The sequence below is a fragment of the Stenotrophomonas rhizophila genome (genome assembly GCF_020857975.1).
In the GTDB taxonomy this organism is placed as follows: domain Bacteria; phylum Pseudomonadota; class Gammaproteobacteria; order Xanthomonadales; family Xanthomonadaceae; genus Stenotrophomonas; species Stenotrophomonas rhizophila_C.
Genome location: NZ_JACWUO010000002.1, coordinates 405861 through 423232, shown reverse-complemented (window position 1 = coordinate 423232; position 17372 = coordinate 405861). Strand labels below are relative to the sequence as shown.

Sequence of the window (17372 nt, the reverse complement as noted above, 5' to 3'; positions counted from 1 at the left end):
GTCGCCACCGCACGTGGCACCGTTACCGGCAGTCGACCAAGGTTCGACCCTACCAGGGCCTGCACGGGTCAGCGTTGCCGCGGGGCGCCCCGGTAGGGTCGGTTCCCAAACGGCTGCCGATGGCCTGGCAACGGTCATTGCACGCATGACCATCATCGAGGTCGCGCCTGGGCCACACCGAGGAACCCGCTCCGTTCAACGGTCATGTCGCCACCGCACGTGGCACCGTTACCGGCAGTCGACCAAGGTTCGACCCTACCAGGGCCTGCACGGGTCAGCGTTGTCGAGGGGCGCCCTGGTAGGGTCGGTTCCCAAACGACTGCCGACAGCCCTGCAGCGTTCATTGCACGCATGACAATCATCGAGGCCGCGCCTGGGCCACACCGAGGAACCCGCTCCGCTCAACAGTCATGTCGCCACCGCACGTGGCACCGTTACCGGCAGTCGACCAAGGTTCGACCGTATCAAGGGCGGACCCCGCATTGCAGGCGTCAGCGTCGCCGATGGTGGATGCGCGCCCTGGTAGGGTCGGTTCCCAAACGACTGCCGACAGCCCTGCAGCGTTCATTGCACGCATGACCATCATCGAGGCCGCGCCTGGGCCACACCGAGGAACCCGCTCCGCTCAACAGTCATGTCGCCACCGCACGTGACACCGTTACCGGCAGTCGACCAAGGTTCGACCCTACCAGGGCCTGCACGGGTCAGCGTTGTCGAGGGGCGCCCCGGTAGGGTCGGTTCCCAAACGACTGCCGATGGCCCTGCAGCGTTCATCGCACGCATGACAATCATCGAGACCGACTACGGGGCCCGTTCCGTTCAACGGCCCTATCACCACCACCGCCGCCAACCGCAGCCTATGCCGCCTGCGCCAGCCGCAGGAATTCCTCGGCGGCCACCGGCCGGCCCAGGTGGTAGCCCTGCAGCAGGTCGCACCCCAGGTCGCTCAGGTACTGGCGCTGGCCGTCGGTTTCCACGCCTTCGGCGACGATCTGCAGTTGCAGCGAGCGGCCTAACGCGATGATCGAGGACACGATCGCCGCGTCCTCGGCGTTGTCTTCCAGGTCGTGCACGAAGGCGCGGTCGATCTTCAGCTCGGTGGCCGGCATCCGCTTGAGGTAGAGCAGGCTGGAATAGCCGGTGCCGAAATCATCGATGGAAATGTGCACGCCCATGTCGGTCAGCCCCTGCAGGATCAGCAGGCTGGCCTCGACGTCGCGCATCGCGGTGGTCTCGGTCACTTCCAGGGTCAGGAAGCGCGGCGCCAGCGCGTGCCGCTCCAGGGTGCGCCTGACCGTGTCCAGCAGCGTGCTGGAGGCGAACTGCAGCGGCGACAGGTTGACCGCCATCGACCATTCGGCATGCCCGGCATCGTGCCATTGGCGCAGCTGCGCGCAGGCGCGGTCCAGCACCCAGTCGCCCAGCGGCAGGATCAGGCCGCTGCGTTCGGCCAGCGGGATGAAGGTGTCCGGGGTCAGCAGGCCCAGCTCGGGGTGCTGCCAGCGCACCAGCGCCTCGGCGCCGATCAACGGCTGGCCGGTGGCCGGGAACTTGGGCTGGTAGTGCAGCACCAGCTCGTTGCGGGTCAGCGCCCGGCGCAGTTCCTGCAGCAGCTTGAGCTGGCGGTTGGCGCTGACGTGCATCGATTCGGTGAAGAAGGTATAGCCGTTCCGGCCGGCTTCCTTGGTGTGGTACATCGCCGCGTCGGCGTGCGCCATCAGGTCGCGTTCGCTGGTGGCATCGGCCGGGTACAGCGCGATGCCCAGGCTGGCGCTGATCTGCAGCTCCAGCGCGTCGATCAGGAACGGCTCGGCCAGGCTGGCGATGATGCGCTCGGCCACCACGGCGGCATCGTCGAGGTCGTCCACCTGGAACACGATCACGAACTCGTCGCCGCCCAGCCGCGCGAAGGTGTCGTGGCTGCGCAGCAGCGTGCCGACCCGTTCGCTCACCTGGATCAGCAGCTTGTCGCCCAGCTGGTGGCCGTAGGCGTCGTTGATGGCCTTGAATCCATCCAGGTCGCAGAACATCACCGCGAAACTGGACTGGCCGCGCCTGGACTTCTCGATCGCCTGCTCGATCCGGTCCTGCAGCAGCATGCGGTTGGGCAGCTGGGTGAGCGGGTCGTGCAGGGCGGCCTGCAGCAGTTTCTCGTTGGCGTAGGCCAGCGAGTCGGCCAGCAGGCCGGTGCGGGTGCGCATCTGGCGGTCGAACACCGAGGCGATCAGGGCGATGCCCAGGGTGGCCAGGGTGGTGACGATGACCAGCACCGCCAGCCACTTGCTGTCGATGCCCTGGCCGAGCGCGGCCCCGCAGATGCTGCCTTCCGGGAAGCGCGCGGCGGCCATGCCGGTGTAGTGCATGCCCACGATCGCCAGCCCCATCAGCACCGAGGCCAGCCCGCGCAGCAGGTACGGGCGGCGCTGCTCCAGGCGCAGGCGGAAGGCGATCCACAGCGCCGCGCCGGCGGCGACGACGGCGATCAGCAGCGACAGCGTGAACCACAGCGGGTCGTAGTCGATGCCCGGCTGCATGCGCAGGGCCGCCATGCCCAGGTAGTGCATGGCCGCGATGCCCAGCCCCATCAGCACCGCGCCGGCGACCAGCCGCGACCACGGCAGCTGCGCGCGCGAGACCAGCCACAGCGCATACGCCGAAGCGCCCACCGACACCGCCAGCGAATACAGGGTGATGGCCAAGTCGTAGCCGATCGGGATCGGCAGGTGGAAGGCCAGCATGCCGATGAAGTGCATCGACCAGATGCCCAGGCCCATCGCACCGGCGCCGCCGGCGAGCCACCAGCGGGCTACCCGGCCCCGGGTGCTGGCCAGGCGCCCGGCCATGTCCAGCGCGGTATACGAGGCCAGGACGGCGACCAGCAGCGAGAACGCGACAAGACTCTGGCTGTAGGTGCCGGTCATGGGAGTAGCCTGGGGGAAGTGGGGGAGGGGCGCAGCGGCCCGCCCCGGTATCGGCGGCGGGGCGCCGATCTTGAGCATGGATTCGCACCGCGTCTCGGTTGTTGCGACGCCGCTCGGCTATCCTGCCGGACACACGATGAAGTGGAACTGACATGGCCAAGAGGCTCACCGCCTACGTCTGCAGCGAATGCGGCGCCGAGTACAGCAAGTGGCAGGGCCAGTGCACCGAATGCGGTGTGTGGAACGTGCTCAGCGAGATCACCCTGGAAAGCGCGACCCCCGGCAAGGCCTCGCCGGCGTCGCGCCGCTCCGGCTGGGCCGGCAAGGTCGATGCGCCCAAGATCATGGCGCTCAAGGATGTGCAGCAGACCGACCACCTGCGGGTCAGCACCGGTATCGGCGAGTTCGACCGGGTGCTCGGCGGCGGCATGGTCGAGGGCGCGGTGGTGCTGGTGGGCGGCGACCCGGGCATCGGCAAGTCCACTCTATTGCTGCAGGCGGTGGCCAGGATGGCCGCGACCCTGCCGGTGCTGTACATCACCGGTGAGGAGTCGCTGTCGCAGGTGGCCGGGCGTGCGGTGCGGCTGGACCTGCCGCTGGACAACGTCAATGCGCTGGCCGAAACCCAGGTCGAGGCGATCCTGCAGCATGCCAGCGTGGCCCGGCCGAAGCTGATCGTGGCCGACTCGATCCAGACCCTGTGGACCGAATCGCTGACCGCCGCACCCGGCTCGGTCAGCCAGGTGCGCGAGAGCGCGGCGCGGCTGGTGCGCTTTGCCAAGGAAACCGGCACCGCCGTGTTCCTGGTCGGGCATGTGACCAAGGAAGGCGGCATCGCCGGCCCGCGCGTGCTGGAGCATATGGTCGATGCGGTGCTGTATTTCGAGGGCGAGAGCGGCAGCCGCTTCCGCCTGCTGCGCGCGTTCAAGAACCGCTTCGGCGCGGTCAACGAGCTGGGCGTGTTCGCGATGGGCGAAAAGGGCCTCAAGGAGGTCTCCAACCCGTCGGCGATCTTCCTGTCCGGGGGCAGCACCCAGCAACCGGGCAGCTGCGTGATGGTTACCCGCGAAGGTACCCGGCCGCTGCTGGTGGAAGTGCAGGCGCTGGTGGATACCTCACCGCTGTCCAACCCGCGCCGAGTGGCGGTGGGCCTGGAGCAGAACCGGCTGGCGATGCTGCTGGCGGTGCTGCACCGGCACGGCGGGGTGCTGACCGGCGACCAGGACGTGTTCGTCAACGTGGTCGGTGGCATTCGCGTGCAGGAAACCGCAGTGGACCTGCCGGTGCTGCTGGCGGTGCTGTCCTCGCTGCAGGACCGGCCGCTGGCCGAGAAGACCATCGCCTTCGGCGAGGTCGGCCTGTCCGGCGAGATCCGCCCGGTGCCCAATGGCGAAGACCGCCTGCGCGAAGCGGCCACCCATGGCTTCAAGCGGGCGATCGTGCCCAGGGCCAATGCGCCCAAGGGCGGCAGCGTGAAGGGCATGGAGGTAATTGCGGTGGAGCGGCTGTCCGAGGCGATCGAAGCGGCGTGAGCAGCATGCCGGCCAACGGTCGGCATCTACCTGACTATTGCAGGGTGCCGACCGTGGGTCGGCACGCTTTTTATCGAGGGCGCCCGAACACCAGTTCAATCGCGAACTGGCTGCCGAAGAACGCTAGCAGCAGCAGCGCCATCGCGGTCAGCGTCCAGTGCACCGCCTTGGCCCCGCGCCAGCCGTAGCGGCGGCGGCCGATCAGCAGGGTGCCGAATACGATCCAGGACAGGACGCTCAGCACGGTCTTGTGCACCAGCTTCTGCGCCAGCAGGTCATCGACGAACAGCACGCCGGTGACCAGGGTCAGGGTGAGCAGCGCAAAGCCGACCGCGATCACCCGGAACAGCAGGGCTTCCAGATCCGCCAGCGGCGGCAGGGCGCGCAGCCAGGGGCGGAAGTCGCGCCGGCGCAGGGCGCGCTCCTGCAGCCACAGCATGATCGCCAGCAGCGCGGCCACGCTGAGCGTGGCGTAGGCCAGCAGCGCCATCCAGGCGTGGGTGGCCAGCTGCCAGCCCAGCGGCTTGCTCGGCGCGTGCCCGTAGCCGTGGTAGATGCACAGCACCGCGGCGGCCATCGGGAACACCAGCACGCCCAGCGCGGCCATGCGCCCGCGCGCGGCCACCAGCGAGGTCAGCCAGGCCATGCCCAGCCCGACCAGCGACAGCGCCGCGAAGAAGTGCATGTCCGGCCCGCCGCTGGTGCGCATGGCGACCAGCACGTGGTAGCCGCCATGCAGCAGCATCGCCGGCAGCGCCGGCCACAGCCATGCCGGGGAGCGGATCGCGTCATCGCGGCTGACCGCGCGCACCAGCAGGCCGGTGGCGGTCAGGTACAGCAGGGTCGCGATGAGAACGATTGTCATCGTGGAAGTTTCGCATACCCCCGGGGTACTGGCGATGGCTGCGGCCACCGGCCGCCGGCGCGGTCCGGGGCGCTTGGTGGACCGGCTATACTGTGCGTCTCTCTGTCTTTCGTTCTGAACAGGTTGCCTCCATGTTCGAGTCCCTGACCCAGCGCCTCTCCGGCACCATCGAGCGGCTGCGCGGCCGCGGTCGCCTCACCGAGGAAAACATCCGCGAGGCCACCCGCGAAGTCCGCATCGCGCTGCTCGAAGCCGACGTCGCCCTGCCGGTCGTGCAGGCGTTGGTGGAGCGCATCAAGGTGCGCGCGGTCGGCCAGGAAGTACTCAAGTCGCTGACCCCGGGCCAGGCGCTGATCAAGGTCGTGCGCGACGAACTGACCGCCGTGATGGGCTCGGCCGCCTCGGACCTGAACCTCAATGTGCCGGCCCCGGCGATCATCCTGATGGCCGGCCTGCAGGGTGCGGGCAAGACCACCACGGTCGGCAAGCTGGCCAAGCACCTGAAGGAAAAGCGCAAGAAGAAGGTGATGGTGGTCTCGGCCGACGTCTACCGTCCGGCCGCGATCGAGCAGCTGCAGACCCTGGCCGACCAGGTCGGGGTGCTGTTCTTCCCGTCCAGCGCCGACCAGAAGCCCGAAGCGATCGTGCGCGCGGCGATCGACGATGCGCGCAAGTCGTTCGTCGACGTGCTGATTGTCGATACCGCCGGCCGCCTGGCCATCGATGACGCGATGATGGCCGAGATCAAGGCCCTGCACGCGGCGGTCAACCCGGCCGAAACCCTGTTCGTGGTCGATGCCATGACCGGCCAGGACGCGGCCAACACCGCCAAGGCCTTCGGCGATGCGCTGCCGCTGACCGGCGTGGTGCTGACCAAGACCGACGGCGACGCCCGCGGCGGTGCCGCGCTGAGCGTGCGCTACATCACCGGCAAGCCGATCAAGTTCGTCGGTGTGAGCGAAAAGCCGGATGGCCTGGACGTATTCCACCCCGACCGTATCGCCAGCCGCATCCTGGACATGGGCGATGTGCTGTCGCTGGTGGAGCAGGTCGAGCAGCAGGTCGACAAGGACAAGGCGCAGAAGCTGGCCGAGAAGGTCGCCAAGGGCAAGAAGTTCGATCTGAACGACATGCGCGACCAGCTCGAGCAGATGCAGAACATGGGCGGCATCGGCGGCCTGATGGACAAGCTGCCGGGCCTGGGCAACATCCCCGAACATCTCAAGCAGCAGGTCAGCCAAGGCAAGGAAGTGCCGCGCATGATCGCCATCATCAACTCGATGACCAAGAAGGAACGCCGCAACCCGGGCCTGCTCAACGGCTCGCGCCGCGCCCGCATCGCGCGCGGTTCCGGGCTGACCCCGGCCGACGTCAACAAGCTGATGAAGCAGTACCAGCAGATGGAAAAGATGATGAGCAAGATGGCCGGCGGCGGCATGAAGGGCATGATGCGCAGCATGAAGGGCATGATGGGGGCCATGGGCGGTCGCGGCGGCATGCCGTTCCGCTGAGGCCTCGGCCACAGGCAGCTGCAAGCGTCACCCGGGGGCGGTGCCTGCCTCTTGTTGCACCCTCCGTCCAGTGCTTCACTGGCGGTCTTGATACTTCAAAGGAATGCCTGTGAAAAAGTCTATCGTGATGATGGCGCTGGCCCTCGCACTGGCCGGCTGCAAGGACGACACCTCGATGTCGCAGAAGGCCGGCAGCGCGATCAGCGGCACCGCCGCCGATTTCGTCGCCGGGCTGGGCGAGGGCGTGGACAAGCGCATGAGCGTGACCCTGCAGATCGACCCGGCGCTGGCGGCACGCGGCCTGACCGTGACCCAAGGCAAGAGCCGTGGCATGGGCTCCAAGGATGCGGCGGTGTATGTGGTGGCCGACAAGCCGTTCAAGGGCAAGCTGGTGGCCCGCGCCCTGGATGGGCAGGGCACCGAGATCGGCCGTGCGGTGGTCGAGGAAGACTTTGCCGCCGACGACGCGCGCTATGTGACCTTCACCTTCAACGAGGAAATGGACAGCCAGCTGGTCCGCACCTACGCGGTGTCGGCACGCTGAGTCCGGCCGGCGCGGCTGCCGGGGCAGGGCGGTGCGGCGTATGCTGGCACCGTCTCCTTCCACGGGTGCGCCGCGCGTGAGCCGTTCTTCGATCCTCGAACGCGCCGACGGTTTCTGTCGGCGCTTTGCCTTGCAGGCCCCGGTCCTGCTGGCGCCGATGGCCGGCGCCTGCCCGCTGCCGTTGTCGGTGGCGCTGGCCAATGCCGGCAGCATGGGCGCGATGGGCGCGGTGCTGTCCCAGCCGCAGGACATCGTGGCGTGGATGGACGGCTTCCGCGCGCAGTCGCCCGGGCCGGCCCAGGTCAATGTGTGGATTCCCGATCCGCCGCCGCGCCGCGATGCGGCCGGTGAGGCCGCATCGCGCGCGTTCCTCGCCCAGTGGGGCCCGGCGGTGCCGGCCAGTGCCGGCGATGCCGGCCCGGCCGATTTCGATGCGCAGTTCGATGCGCTGATCGCCGCGCGCCCGGCGGTGGCCTCGACCATCATGGGGGTTTTTACCGCCGCCCAGGTGCAGCGCCTGCAGCTGGCCGGCATCGCCTGGTTCGCCTGTGCCACCACCTTGTCCGAAGCCCTGGCCGCGCAGGCCGCCGGTGCCGATGCGGTGGTGGCGCAGGGCTTCGAGGCCGGCGGGCACCGCGGGGCGTTCGACCCGGACGCGGCCGAGCGCCAATTGGTGGGGCTGTTCGCGCTGCTGCCGCGGCTGGCCGACCAACTGCACATTCCGCTGATCGCCGCCGGCGGCATCGCCGATGGCCGCGGCATCGCGGCGGCGCTGCTGCTGGGGGCCAGCGCGGTGCAGGTGGGCACCGCGTTCCTGCGCACGCCCGAATGCGCGATCGACCCGGCCTGGTCGCAGGCGCTGGCCGCGGCCGAACCCGAAGACACCTGGCCGACCCGCGCCTTCAGTGGCCGGCTCGGCCGCGGCCTGGCCACCGCCTATGTGCGTGCCGCCGCGCAGGCCGATGCGCCGCCGCCGCGCCCGTACCCGGTACAGCGCGGGCTGACCGCGCCGATGCGGGCGCAGGCCAATGGCCAGCACCGGATCGAGGCGATGCAGGCCTGGGCCGGGCAGTCGGCGTGGATGGCGCCGGCCCGCCCGGCCGCCGAAGTGCTGGCGCAGATGTGGTCCGACGCCCGGGCGCTGCTGGGATGAGCCTGTACTGCAACGGCCACCCGGCCGGTACCGACGACCTGGCCGCGGCGCTGGCCAATTACGGTCATTTCACCTCGCTGCAGGTACGCGGCGCTGCCGTGCAGGGCCTGGACCTGCACCTGCAGCGCCTGCAGCAAGGCACGGCCGAGTTGTTCGGTGCCGCACTGGACCCGGCCCGGGTGCAGGCCTGGATGGCCCAGGCCCTGCAGGCCGAAGGCGTGGCCGACGCCGCGCTGCGGGTGACGGTGTTCTCGCGCCGGTTCGATTTCCGCCAGCCGCTGCGGCCGGTCGAGGTGGATGTACTGGTGGCGGTGGCCGCGCCGGTGCACATGCCGGCCGACGCGCGGCGCCTGCGCACGGTGGTGTACCAGCGGGAACTGCCGCACCTCAAGCACGTCGGCACCTTTGCCCTGTTCGCCCAGCGCAGGCGTGCGCTCCAGGACGGGTTCGACGATGCGCTGTTCATTACCGATGACGGCCAGGTCAGCGAAGGCAGTACCTGGAACATCGCCTTCCAACAGGGCCGGCAGATCGTATGGCCGCAGGCCCCGGCACTGCGCGGCACCCAGGAGCGCCTGTTGCAGGCCGGCTTTGCACAGCAAGGGCAGCAGGTGCGTGCGGTGGCCCTGTCCGAACTGGGCGACTTCGATGGTGCCGTCGCCTGCAACTCGGCCGGGGTCTGGCCGATCGCGGCAGTGGATTCGGTGCTGTTTCCCGAGTCGGAGGCACTCTGCCAGCGGGCCAGGGGCATCCTGGAGACGGCGCCGTGGCAGCCGATCGGCAAGGCCGGCGGCGCAGGGTAGGGGCCCTGTTCAGCTTCAGCGGCCGGCAGAGGCTTGGAATGGCCGCGGGGCGCCGCTATAATCGCCGGCTTACCGCGCCATCCTGGCGACTGGGCAATAGAGGATTTACACCATGGTCAAGATTCGACTGACCCGCGGCGGCGCCAAGAAGCGTCCGTTCTACCACATCATCGTGACCGACTCGCGCAGCGCCCGTGATGGCCGCAACATCGAGCGCGTGGGTTACTACAACCCGGTTGCCCAGGGTGCCGAATCGCGCATCGTGCTGGATCTGCCGCTGGTGGACAAGTGGGTTGCCAACGGCGCCCAGATGACCGACAAGGTTCGCAACCTGTACAAGGAAGCGACCAAGGCCCAGGCCTCGGCGGCCTGATCCTGACGGGCCGCGCCTGCCGCGGCCCATTCGGCCTATACAGATGAAAGATACCGAGCGCCGGATCCTGCTGGGCAGGATTGTCGGCGCTTTTGGTGTGCGAGGCGAGATCAAGCTCGAGTCCTGGACCGAGCCGCGTACCGCCATTTTCCAATACCAGCCCTGGATCCTGCGTACTCCCGCCGGCCAGGAGAGCACCCTCACCGGCGCGCGCGGCCGTCAGGCCGGCAAGCACCTGGTGGCGGTGTTTCCCGATATCACCGACCGCGATGTGGTCGAGTCGATGTACGGCACCGAAGTCTATGTGGCACGCAGCGCGCTGCCGCCGCCGAAGGCCGACGAGTATTACTGGGTCGACCTGGAAGGCCTGCAGGTACGTACCGTCGATGGCGTCGAACTGGGGCGGGCTTCGCACCTGTTCTCGACCGGCTCCAACGACGTGCTGGTGGTGCACGGCGACCGTGAGCGGATGATTCCGTTCGTGCAACCCGATTTCGTGGTGTCGGTGGATTTCGAGGCCAACCTGATCGTGGTCGACTGGGATCCGGAGTTTTAGGCCGGGTGCGTATCGACGTCATCACCTTGTTTCCGGAATTCATGGCGCAGTCGGCCGCGCTGGGCGTGGTCGGCCGTGCCGCCGAACGCGGCCTGCTCGACCTGCATGGCTGGAATCCGCGTGACTACGCCGAGGGCAACTACCGCCGGGTGGACGACCGTCCGTTCGGCGGCGGCCCCGGCATGGTCATGCTGATCGAGCCGCTGCGCGCCTGCCTGGCCGCGGCCAGGGCGGCCGACCCGGCGCCGGCGCCGGTGATCTACCTCAGCCCGCAGGGCCGGCCGCTGACCCAGGCCAAGGTGCGGGAACTGGCGGCATTGCCGCGCATGATCCTGCTCTGCGGCCGTTATGAAGGCATCGACGAGCGGTTCCTGGAGGCCGAGGTGACCGAGGAAATCTCGATCGGCGATTACGTCCTGTCCGGCGGTGAGCTGGGCGCGGCGGTGATCGTCGATGCGGTCACCCGGGTGCAGGAAGGCGCGCTGGGCGATGCCGAATCGGCCGCCCAGGACAGCTTCGAGGGCCCGCAGGGGCTGCTGGACTGCCCGCATTTCAGCCATCCGGCCCAGCATGAATGGGGCGCGGTCCCGGACGTGCTGCGCTCGGGCAACCATGCCGCGATCGCACGCTGGCGCCGCCAGCAGTCGCTGCTGCGGACCTGGCTGCGGCGCCCGGACCTGCTCGACGAGGCCGGCTTGTCCAAGGCCGACCGGATCCTGCTCGAGCAGGCCCGGCAGGCACCTCCCGAGGAGCCCACCCCCTAGCGCGGGGCCGGGATCTTCGGTTATCATTGGCGATTCCCATCAGGCCTGTGGCTTGCTGGTGGAAACCCTACAAAAAAACGTGCAGCACAGTCCGGTGACTGCATGAGCCCACGTTGTCGAACGACACGACCACCCGAACACTATCGGTGCACCCATGAGCAAGCTGAACAAAACCATTCTTTCGGACTTCGAATCCGCCCAGATTACCCGTGAGCTGCCGAAGTTCAGCCAGGGTGACACCATCGTCGTCAACGTGAAGGTGAAGGAAGGCAACCGTGAGCGCGTGCAGGCTTACGAAGGCGTCGTGATCGGCACCAAGAACGCCGGCCTGAACTCGGCCTTCACCGTGCGCAAGATCTCGCACGGCTACGGCGTCGAGCGCGTCTTCCAGACCCACAGCGCCATCATCGACTCGGTCGAAGTGAAGCGCCGCGGCAAGGTTCGCGCCGGCAAGCTGTACTACCTGCGTGGCCTGGAAGGCAAGGCTGCCCGCATCAAGGAAGATCTGGCTGCCGCTGCGCAGGCCAAGGCTGCCCGCCTGGCCGCCAAGGCCCAGTAATTCCCGCCGACGACTTCGGTTGTCGCGGTACCAGAACGGCCACCTTCGGGTGGCCGTTCTGCGTTTACGCACCCGGTGGGTACCTACGGGCGTGGGTCGGGGTCGGCGACCGGGGAGGGCGGCACGGCCGGTACTTCGGCCGGCGCGGCCAGTTCTTCGCGGTGGCTGGGCAGCATGCGCGCCTTGCGCCAGCCGCCCCAGCGGTAATACGCCAGCGACAGCAGCATCGCGCAGAACGAACTGACCGGGAAACTCCACCACACCGCATCGGCGCCCAGGCGGTCCTGCAGCAGTTCGGCGAACGGCACCCGGATGCCCCACAGCGACACCGCCAGGATCAGCAGCGGGGCGATCACCGCACCGGTGGAGCGCACCACTCCGGAGATCACGAAGTTGACGCCGAAGAACAGGAACGACCACACCGCGATGTGGTTCAGGTGGCGCGCCACTTCCAGCGATTGGCTGGCCTGGGGCAGGAACAGCGCCAGCGAATAGCGGTCGAGCAGGATCAGGGGCAGGATCAGCACGCCGGTCAACAGGAAGTTGTACAACACCCCGCTGCGTGCGGTACCGCGCACGCGGTCCCAGTTGCCGGCGCCGACGTTCTGCGCGGCCATCGACGAGCACGCCGCGCCGATCGCCATCGCCGGCATCTGCACATAGGTCCACAGCTGCAGCGAGGCGCCATAGGCCGCAGCGGTGTCGGTGCCGTAGCTGTTGACCATGCTCATCATCAGGATCATCGACAGCGAAATCAGCACCATCTGCAGGCCCATCGGCACGCCCTTGACCACCAGCGCGCGCAGGATCTGCAGGTCGATCTTGAACAGCGCCATGTCCTTGCGCCCCAGCCACAGCACATGCCGCTTGTTGCGCATGTACCAGAGCAGGCCGGCCAGCGACAGCGTCTGCGCGATCAGCGTGGCCCAGGCCGCGCCGGCGATGCCCAGCTGCGGAAACGGGCCCAGGCCGAAGATCAGCAGCGGGTTGAACACGATGTCCAGCAGCACCGACAGCAACAGGAAGCGGAACGGGGTGCGCGAGTCGCCGACCCCGCGCAGCGCCGAGCTCAGGAAGGCGAACGCGTACAGGGTGGGCATGGCCAGGAAGATGATGCGCAGGTACGCCTCGGCCAACGGCAGCGATGGCGCCGGGGTGCCCATGGCGGCCAGCAGCGGGTGCGACAGCCACCAGCCGGCGATGGCGATCACCACCGACAGGCCGATGAAGAAGGTGGCGCTGGTACCCATCACCCGGCGTGCCTGCGGCAGGTCGCGCGCGCCCATCGCCTGGCCGATCAGGATGCTGGCGGCCATGCCGATGCCGAACACCGAGCCGATCAGGAAGAACATGATGTTGTTGGCGTTCGCGGTGGCGGTCAGCGCCGCCTCGCCGAGGAAGCGCCCGACCCAGATCGCGTTGACCGACCCGTTCAGCGACTGGGCGATGTTGCCGGCCAGGATCGGCAGCGCGAACAGGAACAGGTTGCGCCCGATCGGGCCGGTGGTCAGGTCAAGCGGCGCTTTGGCCATTGCGGTGGAGATCGGATCCGGGGAGGGGCACACTAGCATCACGCCCGTCAGTGGGACATCGCGATGCGCACCGTAGCGCCGGCCGCTGGCCGGCTCCCGGTAAACCCGGTTTTCCCGATCCCGCCCACGCTGGCGGTGCTCTTGATTGCCGCCACGCTGGCCGCATGTTCGAGTTATGGCCGCCTGGGTGATGCCCAGGTGCGGCCGATGGACCGACCCGAATGCCAGGTCGGCAGCCAGCGCCGCGATCTGGACGCCGGGGTGCCGGTGCTGATTGGTGGCACCGGTTGCCGTGGCAACCCGGACGCGGTGCAACCCCTGAACAAACAACCGGCCAATGCCGTGGAGCTGGGCAAGCAGCATGACTGAAGCAACACCCGTGGCCGCGATGCGGCTGGACGTGTGGCTGTGGGCCGCACGCTTTTTCAAGACCCGCAGCCTGGCCAAGCAGGCGGTGGAAACCGGCAAGGTCGATGTGGGCGGGCACCGCCCCAAATCCTCGCGTGCGGTCCGCGTGGGCGAGTTGCTGCAGATCAGCCGCGGCGATGAAACCTGGGAAGTGCAGGTGAGCGCGCTGAGCGAATTGCGCGGGCCGGCGCCGGTGGCGCAGCAGCTGTACCAGGAAAGCGAGGCCTCGCGTGCGCGGCGTGCCGAACTGCGGGCGCAGCGGGCGGCGGCCAGGAACGGTTACCAGGCGCCGGAGCACAAGCCGGACAAACGCGCGCGGCGGCTGATCCGGGCGCTGGGGGATCTGGATGCGTTGTAGGCGGGGTGTGGCTGGATAGCCTGTTTGCCGTTGCCGTTGCCGTTGCCGTTGCCGTTGCCGTTGCCGTCGCCGTCGCCGTCGCCGTTGCCGTTGCTGTTGCTGTTGCCGTTGCCTTGGCATTGGCCGTTGCTGTGTCCGTGATCTTGATCTACCTCCCCCTTGGAGCGAGCCGAGAAGCGCAGGGCACCGGCGGGCGAAGCCCGCCGGATCGCGGATGGGGCGTGCTTTCTTTGGGTTACGTTTCTTTGCACGAGCAAAGAAAGGTGACTCGCGCCCCGGAGGGGCACGAAAGCCGTTGGCTTTATCCGCGAAGCGGAAACAACCGCGCGGCCCCATGCAGGTCGTAGCGGTCCAGTTCCATCACCCGTGCCCAGGCGGCCACGAAGTCCTGTACGAATTTCCTTCCGCCATCGGCGCTGGCATACACCTCGGCCAGGGCGCGCAGCACCGAGTTGGAGCCGAACACCAGGTCGGCGCGGCTGCCGGTCCACGCCTTGGCGCCGCTGCTTTCATAGCCGTCGCCGGTGGCCTTCCACTGCGTGCGCATGTCCAGCAGGTTGACGAAGAAGTCGTTGCTCAACGTACCCACCCGGTCGGTCAGCACGCCCTGCGCGTTGCCGTCGGTATTGGCGCCCAGCACGCGCAGGCCGCCGACCAGCACGGTCATCTCCGGCGCGGTCAGGGTCAGCAGCTGCGCCTTGTCCACCAGCAGCACTTCGGCCGGCACGCTGTAGCGGCCCTTGAGGTAGTTGCGGAAGCCATCGGCATAGGGCTCCAGCACCGCGAAGGATTCCACGTCGGTCTGCGCCTGGCTGGCATCGGTGCGGCCGGGATGGAACGGCACTTCGACGCTGTGGCCGCCGGCCCTGGCGGCCTGCTCCACGCCGACATTGCCGGCCAGTACGATCAGGTCGGCCAGCGATACCTGGCGGCCGCCGACGCCGTTGAACGCGGCCTGGATCTTCTCCAGCGCGGCCAGCACCCTGGCCAGCTGCTGCGGCTGGTTGACCGCCCAGTCCTTCTGCGGCGCCAGGCGGATACGCGCCCCGTTGGCACCGCCGCGCTTGTCCGAGCCGCGGAAGGTCGAGGCCGACGCCCACGCGGTGGACACCAGCTCGGCCACGCTCAGGCCGCTGGCGGCGATCTGCTGCTTGAGCGCGGCGATATCCTGCGCATCGATCGGTGCCTGCGCGGCGGCCGGCAGCGGATCCTGCCAGATGAATTCCTCGGCCGGAATCTCCGGGCCCAGGTAGCGGGCGCGCGGGCCCATGTCGCGGTGGGTCAGCTTGAACCAGGCGCGGGCGAAGGCGTCGGCGAAGGCCTGCGGGTCGGCCAGGAAGCGGCGCGAGATCTTCTCGTAGGCCGGGTCCACGCGCAGCGACAGGTCGGTGGTGAGCATGGTCGGGCGGTGCTTTCTGGACGGATCATGCGCATCGGGGATGATCGCTTCGCTGTCCTTGGCCACCCACTGGTGCGCACCGGCCGGGCTCTTGGTCAGTTCCCATTCGTGGCCGAACAGGATCTCGAAGAAATCATGGCTCCATTGCGCCGGGGTGCGCGTCCAGGTCACTTCCAGGCCGCTGGTGATGGTGTCGCCGCCCTTGCCGCTGCCGAATGCGTTGGACCAGCCCAGGCCCTGGCTTTCCAGCCCGGTCGCTTCCGGTTCGGGGCCGACGTTGTCGGCCGGGCCGGCGCCGTGGGTCTTGCCGAAGCTGTGGCCGCCGGCGATCAGCGCGACGGTTTCCTCATCGTCCATGGCCATGCGGCCGAACGTGTCGCGGATGTCGAAGGCGGCCTTGAGCGGATCGGGGTTGCCGTCCGGGCCTTCGGGGTTGACGTAGATCAGGCCCATCTGCACTGCGGCCAGCGGGTTTTCCAGGCTGCGCGAGTGGGTATCGCCGTCGGCGTCGTCATCGGAGACCAGCACGCCGCCGGCCTTTTCGACGCCAGGGTCGCCGTGTGCGTAGCGCACATCGCCGCCCAGCCAGGTGGTCTCGCGGCCCCAGTACACGTCCTGGTCCGGTTCCCAGGTATCGGGGCGGCCGCCGGCGAAGCCCAGGGTCTTGAAGCCCATCGATTCCAGCGCGACGTTGCCGGTGAGGATCAGCAGGTCGGCCCAGGAAATGGCCTGGCCGTATTTCTGCTTGATCGGCCACAGCAGGCGCCGCGCCTTGTCCAGGCTGACGTTGTCCGGCCAGCTGTTGAGCGGGGCGAAACGCTGTTGGCCACGACCGCCGCCGCCGCGGCCATCGCCGATGCGGTAGGTGCCGGCGCTGTGCCAGGCCATGCGCACGAACAGGCCGCCGTAGTGGCCGAAATCGGCCGGCCACCAGTCCTGCGAATCGGTCATCAGCGCCTTCAGATCGGCCTTCAGCGCGGCGTAGTCCAGGCCCTTGAAGGCGGCGGCGTAATCGAAGCGGTCATCCAGCGGATTGGAGCGGCTGGAATGCTGGTTGAGCAGGTCCACGCGCAGCTGGTTGGGCCACCAGTCGCGGTTGGTGGTGGCCTGGCCGACCAGGGCGTGGTTGAACGGGCACTTGGCTTCGCTTTTCATGGGTATCTACCTGTGTACTGGCGAACGTGGAAACCACCTGCAGCCGGGGCCGATGGCATCGCGTGGGCATGTGGCTTCCCCGGAGGAGGGCACCGCTGCATGGCCCCGGGCAGGGGCCCGGGGCGTGCCGTGAAGGCATGCGGACACGTTAAGCAAGACGGTTCAGTTGGTAAATTCGAATGAATCAACCAAAGCAATAGCTATTGCCTATTTGGTGGCGCTGGCAGCGGCCCGGCTGGGTTCAACGCTTGCCGCCGAACAGGCCGCCGCCGAGCTTGAGCAGATCGCCGATGCCCAGCTGGCCGTCGCCGTCCTGGTCCAGCACCGAGGCCAGCAGGCTGCCGTTCTGGCCCTGTGCGGCCTGCGCCTCCTGGCCCAGGGCCTGGCTGAGCTGGGCCGGGTTGCCGCCGTTGGCGAAGCGTTGGGCCAGGTAGGACATCACGATCGGGGCGAGGATGGCCAACAGCTGGCCGGTCTTGCCGCTGTCCAGCCCGGTGGCCTGGCTCAGGCCCTGGGCGGCGCGGTCGCTGTTGCCGCCGAACACATGGCCGAGGATGCCGGCACCGTTGGTGGCGTTGCCGCCGCCACCGAGCACGCTGCCCAGCAGCCCGCCCAGATCGAAGCCGCCGCCGCCGGCGCTGCCGGCATGGTCGCGCTGCAGCGCACCCAGCAGGGCCTCGGCGCCCTGCGGTTGCTGCGCGTTGCGGCCCATCGCGCCCATCAACAGCGGCAGGGCCGCCCCGATCGCGCTGCTGGCCTGGTTCTGGTCGATGCCCAACTGCTGGGCAACCTGCTGCAGGCCCTGGCCCTGCTGCAGCTGCTGGAAGAGGGAGGCTGCAAGCGATTCGGTGTTCACGGTGGACTCCGGTCAGAGGGTGGGTAACCGACCGAGCATAACGCCGCGTGCACTACGGGAATGCGAAGGCTTCACGCGCCGGG

16 protein-coding genes are annotated in these 17372 nt (G+C 68.5%); 11 read left to right on the top strand and 5 right to left on the bottom strand.

Annotation, left to right across the window (positions count from 1 at the left end):
- Window positions 1–857: 857 nt before the first annotated feature.
- Complete coding sequence (locus tag IC535_RS03835; protein ID WP_228886616.1) at window positions 858–2921, bottom strand: putative bifunctional diguanylate cyclase/phosphodiesterase; 2064 nt, start codon at window positions 2919–2921, stop codon at window positions 858–860.
- A 152-nt stretch (window positions 2922–3073) separates the two neighbouring features.
- Here IC535_RS03835 and radA point away from each other — a divergent pair, with 152 nt between their 5' ends.
- The gene (gene radA / locus IC535_RS03830; RefSeq protein ID WP_228886617.1) at window positions 3074–4453 is read left to right on the top strand and encodes a DNA repair protein RadA; all 1380 of its coding nucleotides are present in this window, start codon (window positions 3074–3076) and stop codon (window positions 4451–4453) included.
- A 70-nt stretch (window positions 4454–4523) separates the two neighbouring features.
- Here radA and IC535_RS03825 read toward each other — a convergent pair whose 3' ends face one another.
- Window positions 4524–5318 carry a cytochrome C assembly family protein gene (locus tag IC535_RS03825; RefSeq protein WP_228886618.1) on the bottom strand — a complete coding sequence of 265 codons (795 nt, stop codon included), beginning with the start codon at window positions 5316–5318 and terminating at the stop codon, window positions 4524–4526.
- Window positions 5319–5449: 131 nt separating this feature from the next.
- Between IC535_RS03825 and ffh the strand changes: the two genes are divergently transcribed.
- The 8 genes from ffh (at window position 5450) to rplS (ending at window position 11581) form a co-directional block, all read left to right on the top strand.
- On the top strand, window positions 5450–6829 hold the full coding sequence (gene ffh / locus IC535_RS03820; protein ID WP_228886619.1) for a signal recognition particle protein: 1380 nt from the start codon (window positions 5450–5452) through the stop codon (window positions 6827–6829).
- A 109-nt stretch (window positions 6830–6938) separates the two neighbouring features.
- Window positions 6939–7373, top strand: a complete 435-nt coding sequence (locus IC535_RS03815) for a hypothetical protein (protein WP_228886620.1) — start codon at window positions 6939–6941, stop codon at window positions 7371–7373.
- A 76-nt stretch (window positions 7374–7449) separates the two neighbouring features.
- Complete coding sequence (locus IC535_RS03810; RefSeq protein ID WP_228886621.1) at window positions 7450–8526, top strand: NAD(P)H-dependent flavin oxidoreductase; 1077 nt, start codon at window positions 7450–7452, stop codon at window positions 8524–8526.
- Window positions 8523–9329 (top strand): aminotransferase class IV family protein, encoded by an 807-nt coding sequence (locus IC535_RS03805; RefSeq protein WP_228886622.1) that lies wholly within the window; start codon window positions 8523–8525, stop codon window positions 9327–9329. Before IC535_RS03810 ends, IC535_RS03805 begins: the two co-directional genes overlap by 4 nt.
- 112 nt (window positions 9330–9441) lie before the next feature.
- Window positions 9442–9702, top strand: a complete 261-nt coding sequence (gene rpsP, locus IC535_RS03800) for a 30S ribosomal protein S16 (RefSeq protein ID WP_017356068.1) — start codon at window positions 9442–9444, stop codon at window positions 9700–9702.
- 43 nt (window positions 9703–9745) lie between these two features.
- The gene (rimM, locus tag IC535_RS03795) at window positions 9746–10258 is read left to right on the top strand and encodes a ribosome maturation factor RimM (protein ID WP_228886623.1); all 513 of its coding nucleotides are present in this window, start codon (window positions 9746–9748) and stop codon (window positions 10256–10258) included.
- A 5-nt stretch (window positions 10259–10263) separates the two neighbouring features.
- Window positions 10264–11022, top strand: a complete 759-nt coding sequence (gene trmD / locus IC535_RS03790; protein WP_228886624.1) for a tRNA (guanosine(37)-N1)-methyltransferase TrmD — start codon at window positions 10264–10266, stop codon at window positions 11020–11022.
- Between the two features lie 154 nt (window positions 11023–11176).
- Window positions 11177–11581: a 50S ribosomal protein L19 gene (gene rplS / locus IC535_RS03785; RefSeq protein ID WP_228886625.1), complete on the top strand. Its 405-nt coding sequence runs from the start codon at window positions 11177–11179 to the stop codon at window positions 11579–11581.
- An 83-nt stretch (window positions 11582–11664) separates the two neighbouring features.
- Here rplS and IC535_RS03780 read toward each other — a convergent pair whose 3' ends face one another.
- The gene (locus IC535_RS03780) at window positions 11665–13113 is read right to left on the bottom strand and encodes an MATE family efflux transporter (protein ID WP_228886626.1); all 1449 of its coding nucleotides are present in this window, start codon (window positions 13111–13113) and stop codon (window positions 11665–11667) included.
- Between the two features lie 63 nt (window positions 13114–13176).
- Here IC535_RS03780 and IC535_RS03775 point away from each other — a divergent pair, with 63 nt between their 5' ends.
- Together IC535_RS03775 and IC535_RS03770 are read left to right on the top strand one after the other, a co-directional pair.
- Window positions 13177–13482 carry a hypothetical protein gene (locus IC535_RS03775; RefSeq protein WP_228886627.1) on the top strand — a complete coding sequence of 102 codons (306 nt, stop codon included), beginning with the start codon at window positions 13177–13179 and terminating at the stop codon, window positions 13480–13482.
- Complete coding sequence (locus tag IC535_RS03770; RefSeq protein WP_228886628.1) at window positions 13475–13879, top strand: RNA-binding S4 domain-containing protein; 405 nt, start codon at window positions 13475–13477, stop codon at window positions 13877–13879. Before IC535_RS03775 ends, IC535_RS03770 begins: the two co-directional genes overlap by 8 nt.
- 301 nt (window positions 13880–14180) lie before the next feature.
- Here IC535_RS03770 and katG read toward each other — a convergent pair whose 3' ends face one another.
- Both katG and IC535_RS03760 read right to left on the bottom strand, forming a co-directional pair.
- Window positions 14181–16433, bottom strand: a complete 2253-nt coding sequence (katG, locus tag IC535_RS03765) for a catalase/peroxidase HPI (RefSeq protein ID WP_228886629.1) — start codon at window positions 16431–16433, stop codon at window positions 14181–14183.
- 241 nt (window positions 16434–16674) lie between these two features.
- Window positions 16675–17289: a DUF937 domain-containing protein gene (locus IC535_RS03760; RefSeq protein ID WP_228886630.1), complete on the bottom strand. Its 615-nt coding sequence runs from the start codon at window positions 17287–17289 to the stop codon at window positions 16675–16677.
- Window positions 17290–17372 lie beyond the last annotated feature (83 nt).

Coding starts and splice junctions, on each gene's coding strand:
- IC535_RS03825 (WP_228886618.1), bottom strand. CDS start 5,318: ATGACAATCGTTCTCATCGCGACCCTGCTGTACCTGACCGCCACCGGC.
- rplS (WP_228886625.1), top strand. CDS start 11,177: ATGAGCAAGCTGAACAAAACCATTCTTTCGGACTTCGAATCCGCCCAG.
- IC535_RS03835 (WP_228886616.1), bottom strand. CDS start 2,921: ATGACCGGCACCTACAGCCAGAGTCTTGTCGCGTTCTCGCTGCTGGTC.
- rimM (WP_228886623.1), top strand. CDS start 9,746: ATGAAAGATACCGAGCGCCGGATCCTGCTGGGCAGGATTGTCGGCGCT.
- rpsP (WP_017356068.1), top strand. CDS start 9,442: ATGGTCAAGATTCGACTGACCCGCGGCGGCGCCAAGAAGCGTCCGTTC.
- radA (WP_228886617.1), top strand. CDS start 3,074: ATGGCCAAGAGGCTCACCGCCTACGTCTGCAGCGAATGCGGCGCCGAG.
- IC535_RS03770 (WP_228886628.1), top strand. CDS start 13,475: ATGACTGAAGCAACACCCGTGGCCGCGATGCGGCTGGACGTGTGGCTG.
- IC535_RS03775 (WP_228886627.1), top strand. CDS start 13,177: ATGCGCACCGTAGCGCCGGCCGCTGGCCGGCTCCCGGTAAACCCGGTT.
- katG (WP_228886629.1), bottom strand. CDS start 16,433: ATGAAAAGCGAAGCCAAGTGCCCGTTCAACCACGCCCTGGTCGGCCAG.
- IC535_RS03780 (WP_228886626.1), bottom strand. CDS start 13,113: ATGGCCAAAGCGCCGCTTGACCTGACCACCGGCCCGATCGGGCGCAAC.
- IC535_RS03805 (WP_228886622.1), top strand. CDS start 8,523: ATGAGCCTGTACTGCAACGGCCACCCGGCCGGTACCGACGACCTGGCC.
- ffh (WP_228886619.1), top strand. CDS start 5,450: ATGTTCGAGTCCCTGACCCAGCGCCTCTCCGGCACCATCGAGCGGCTG.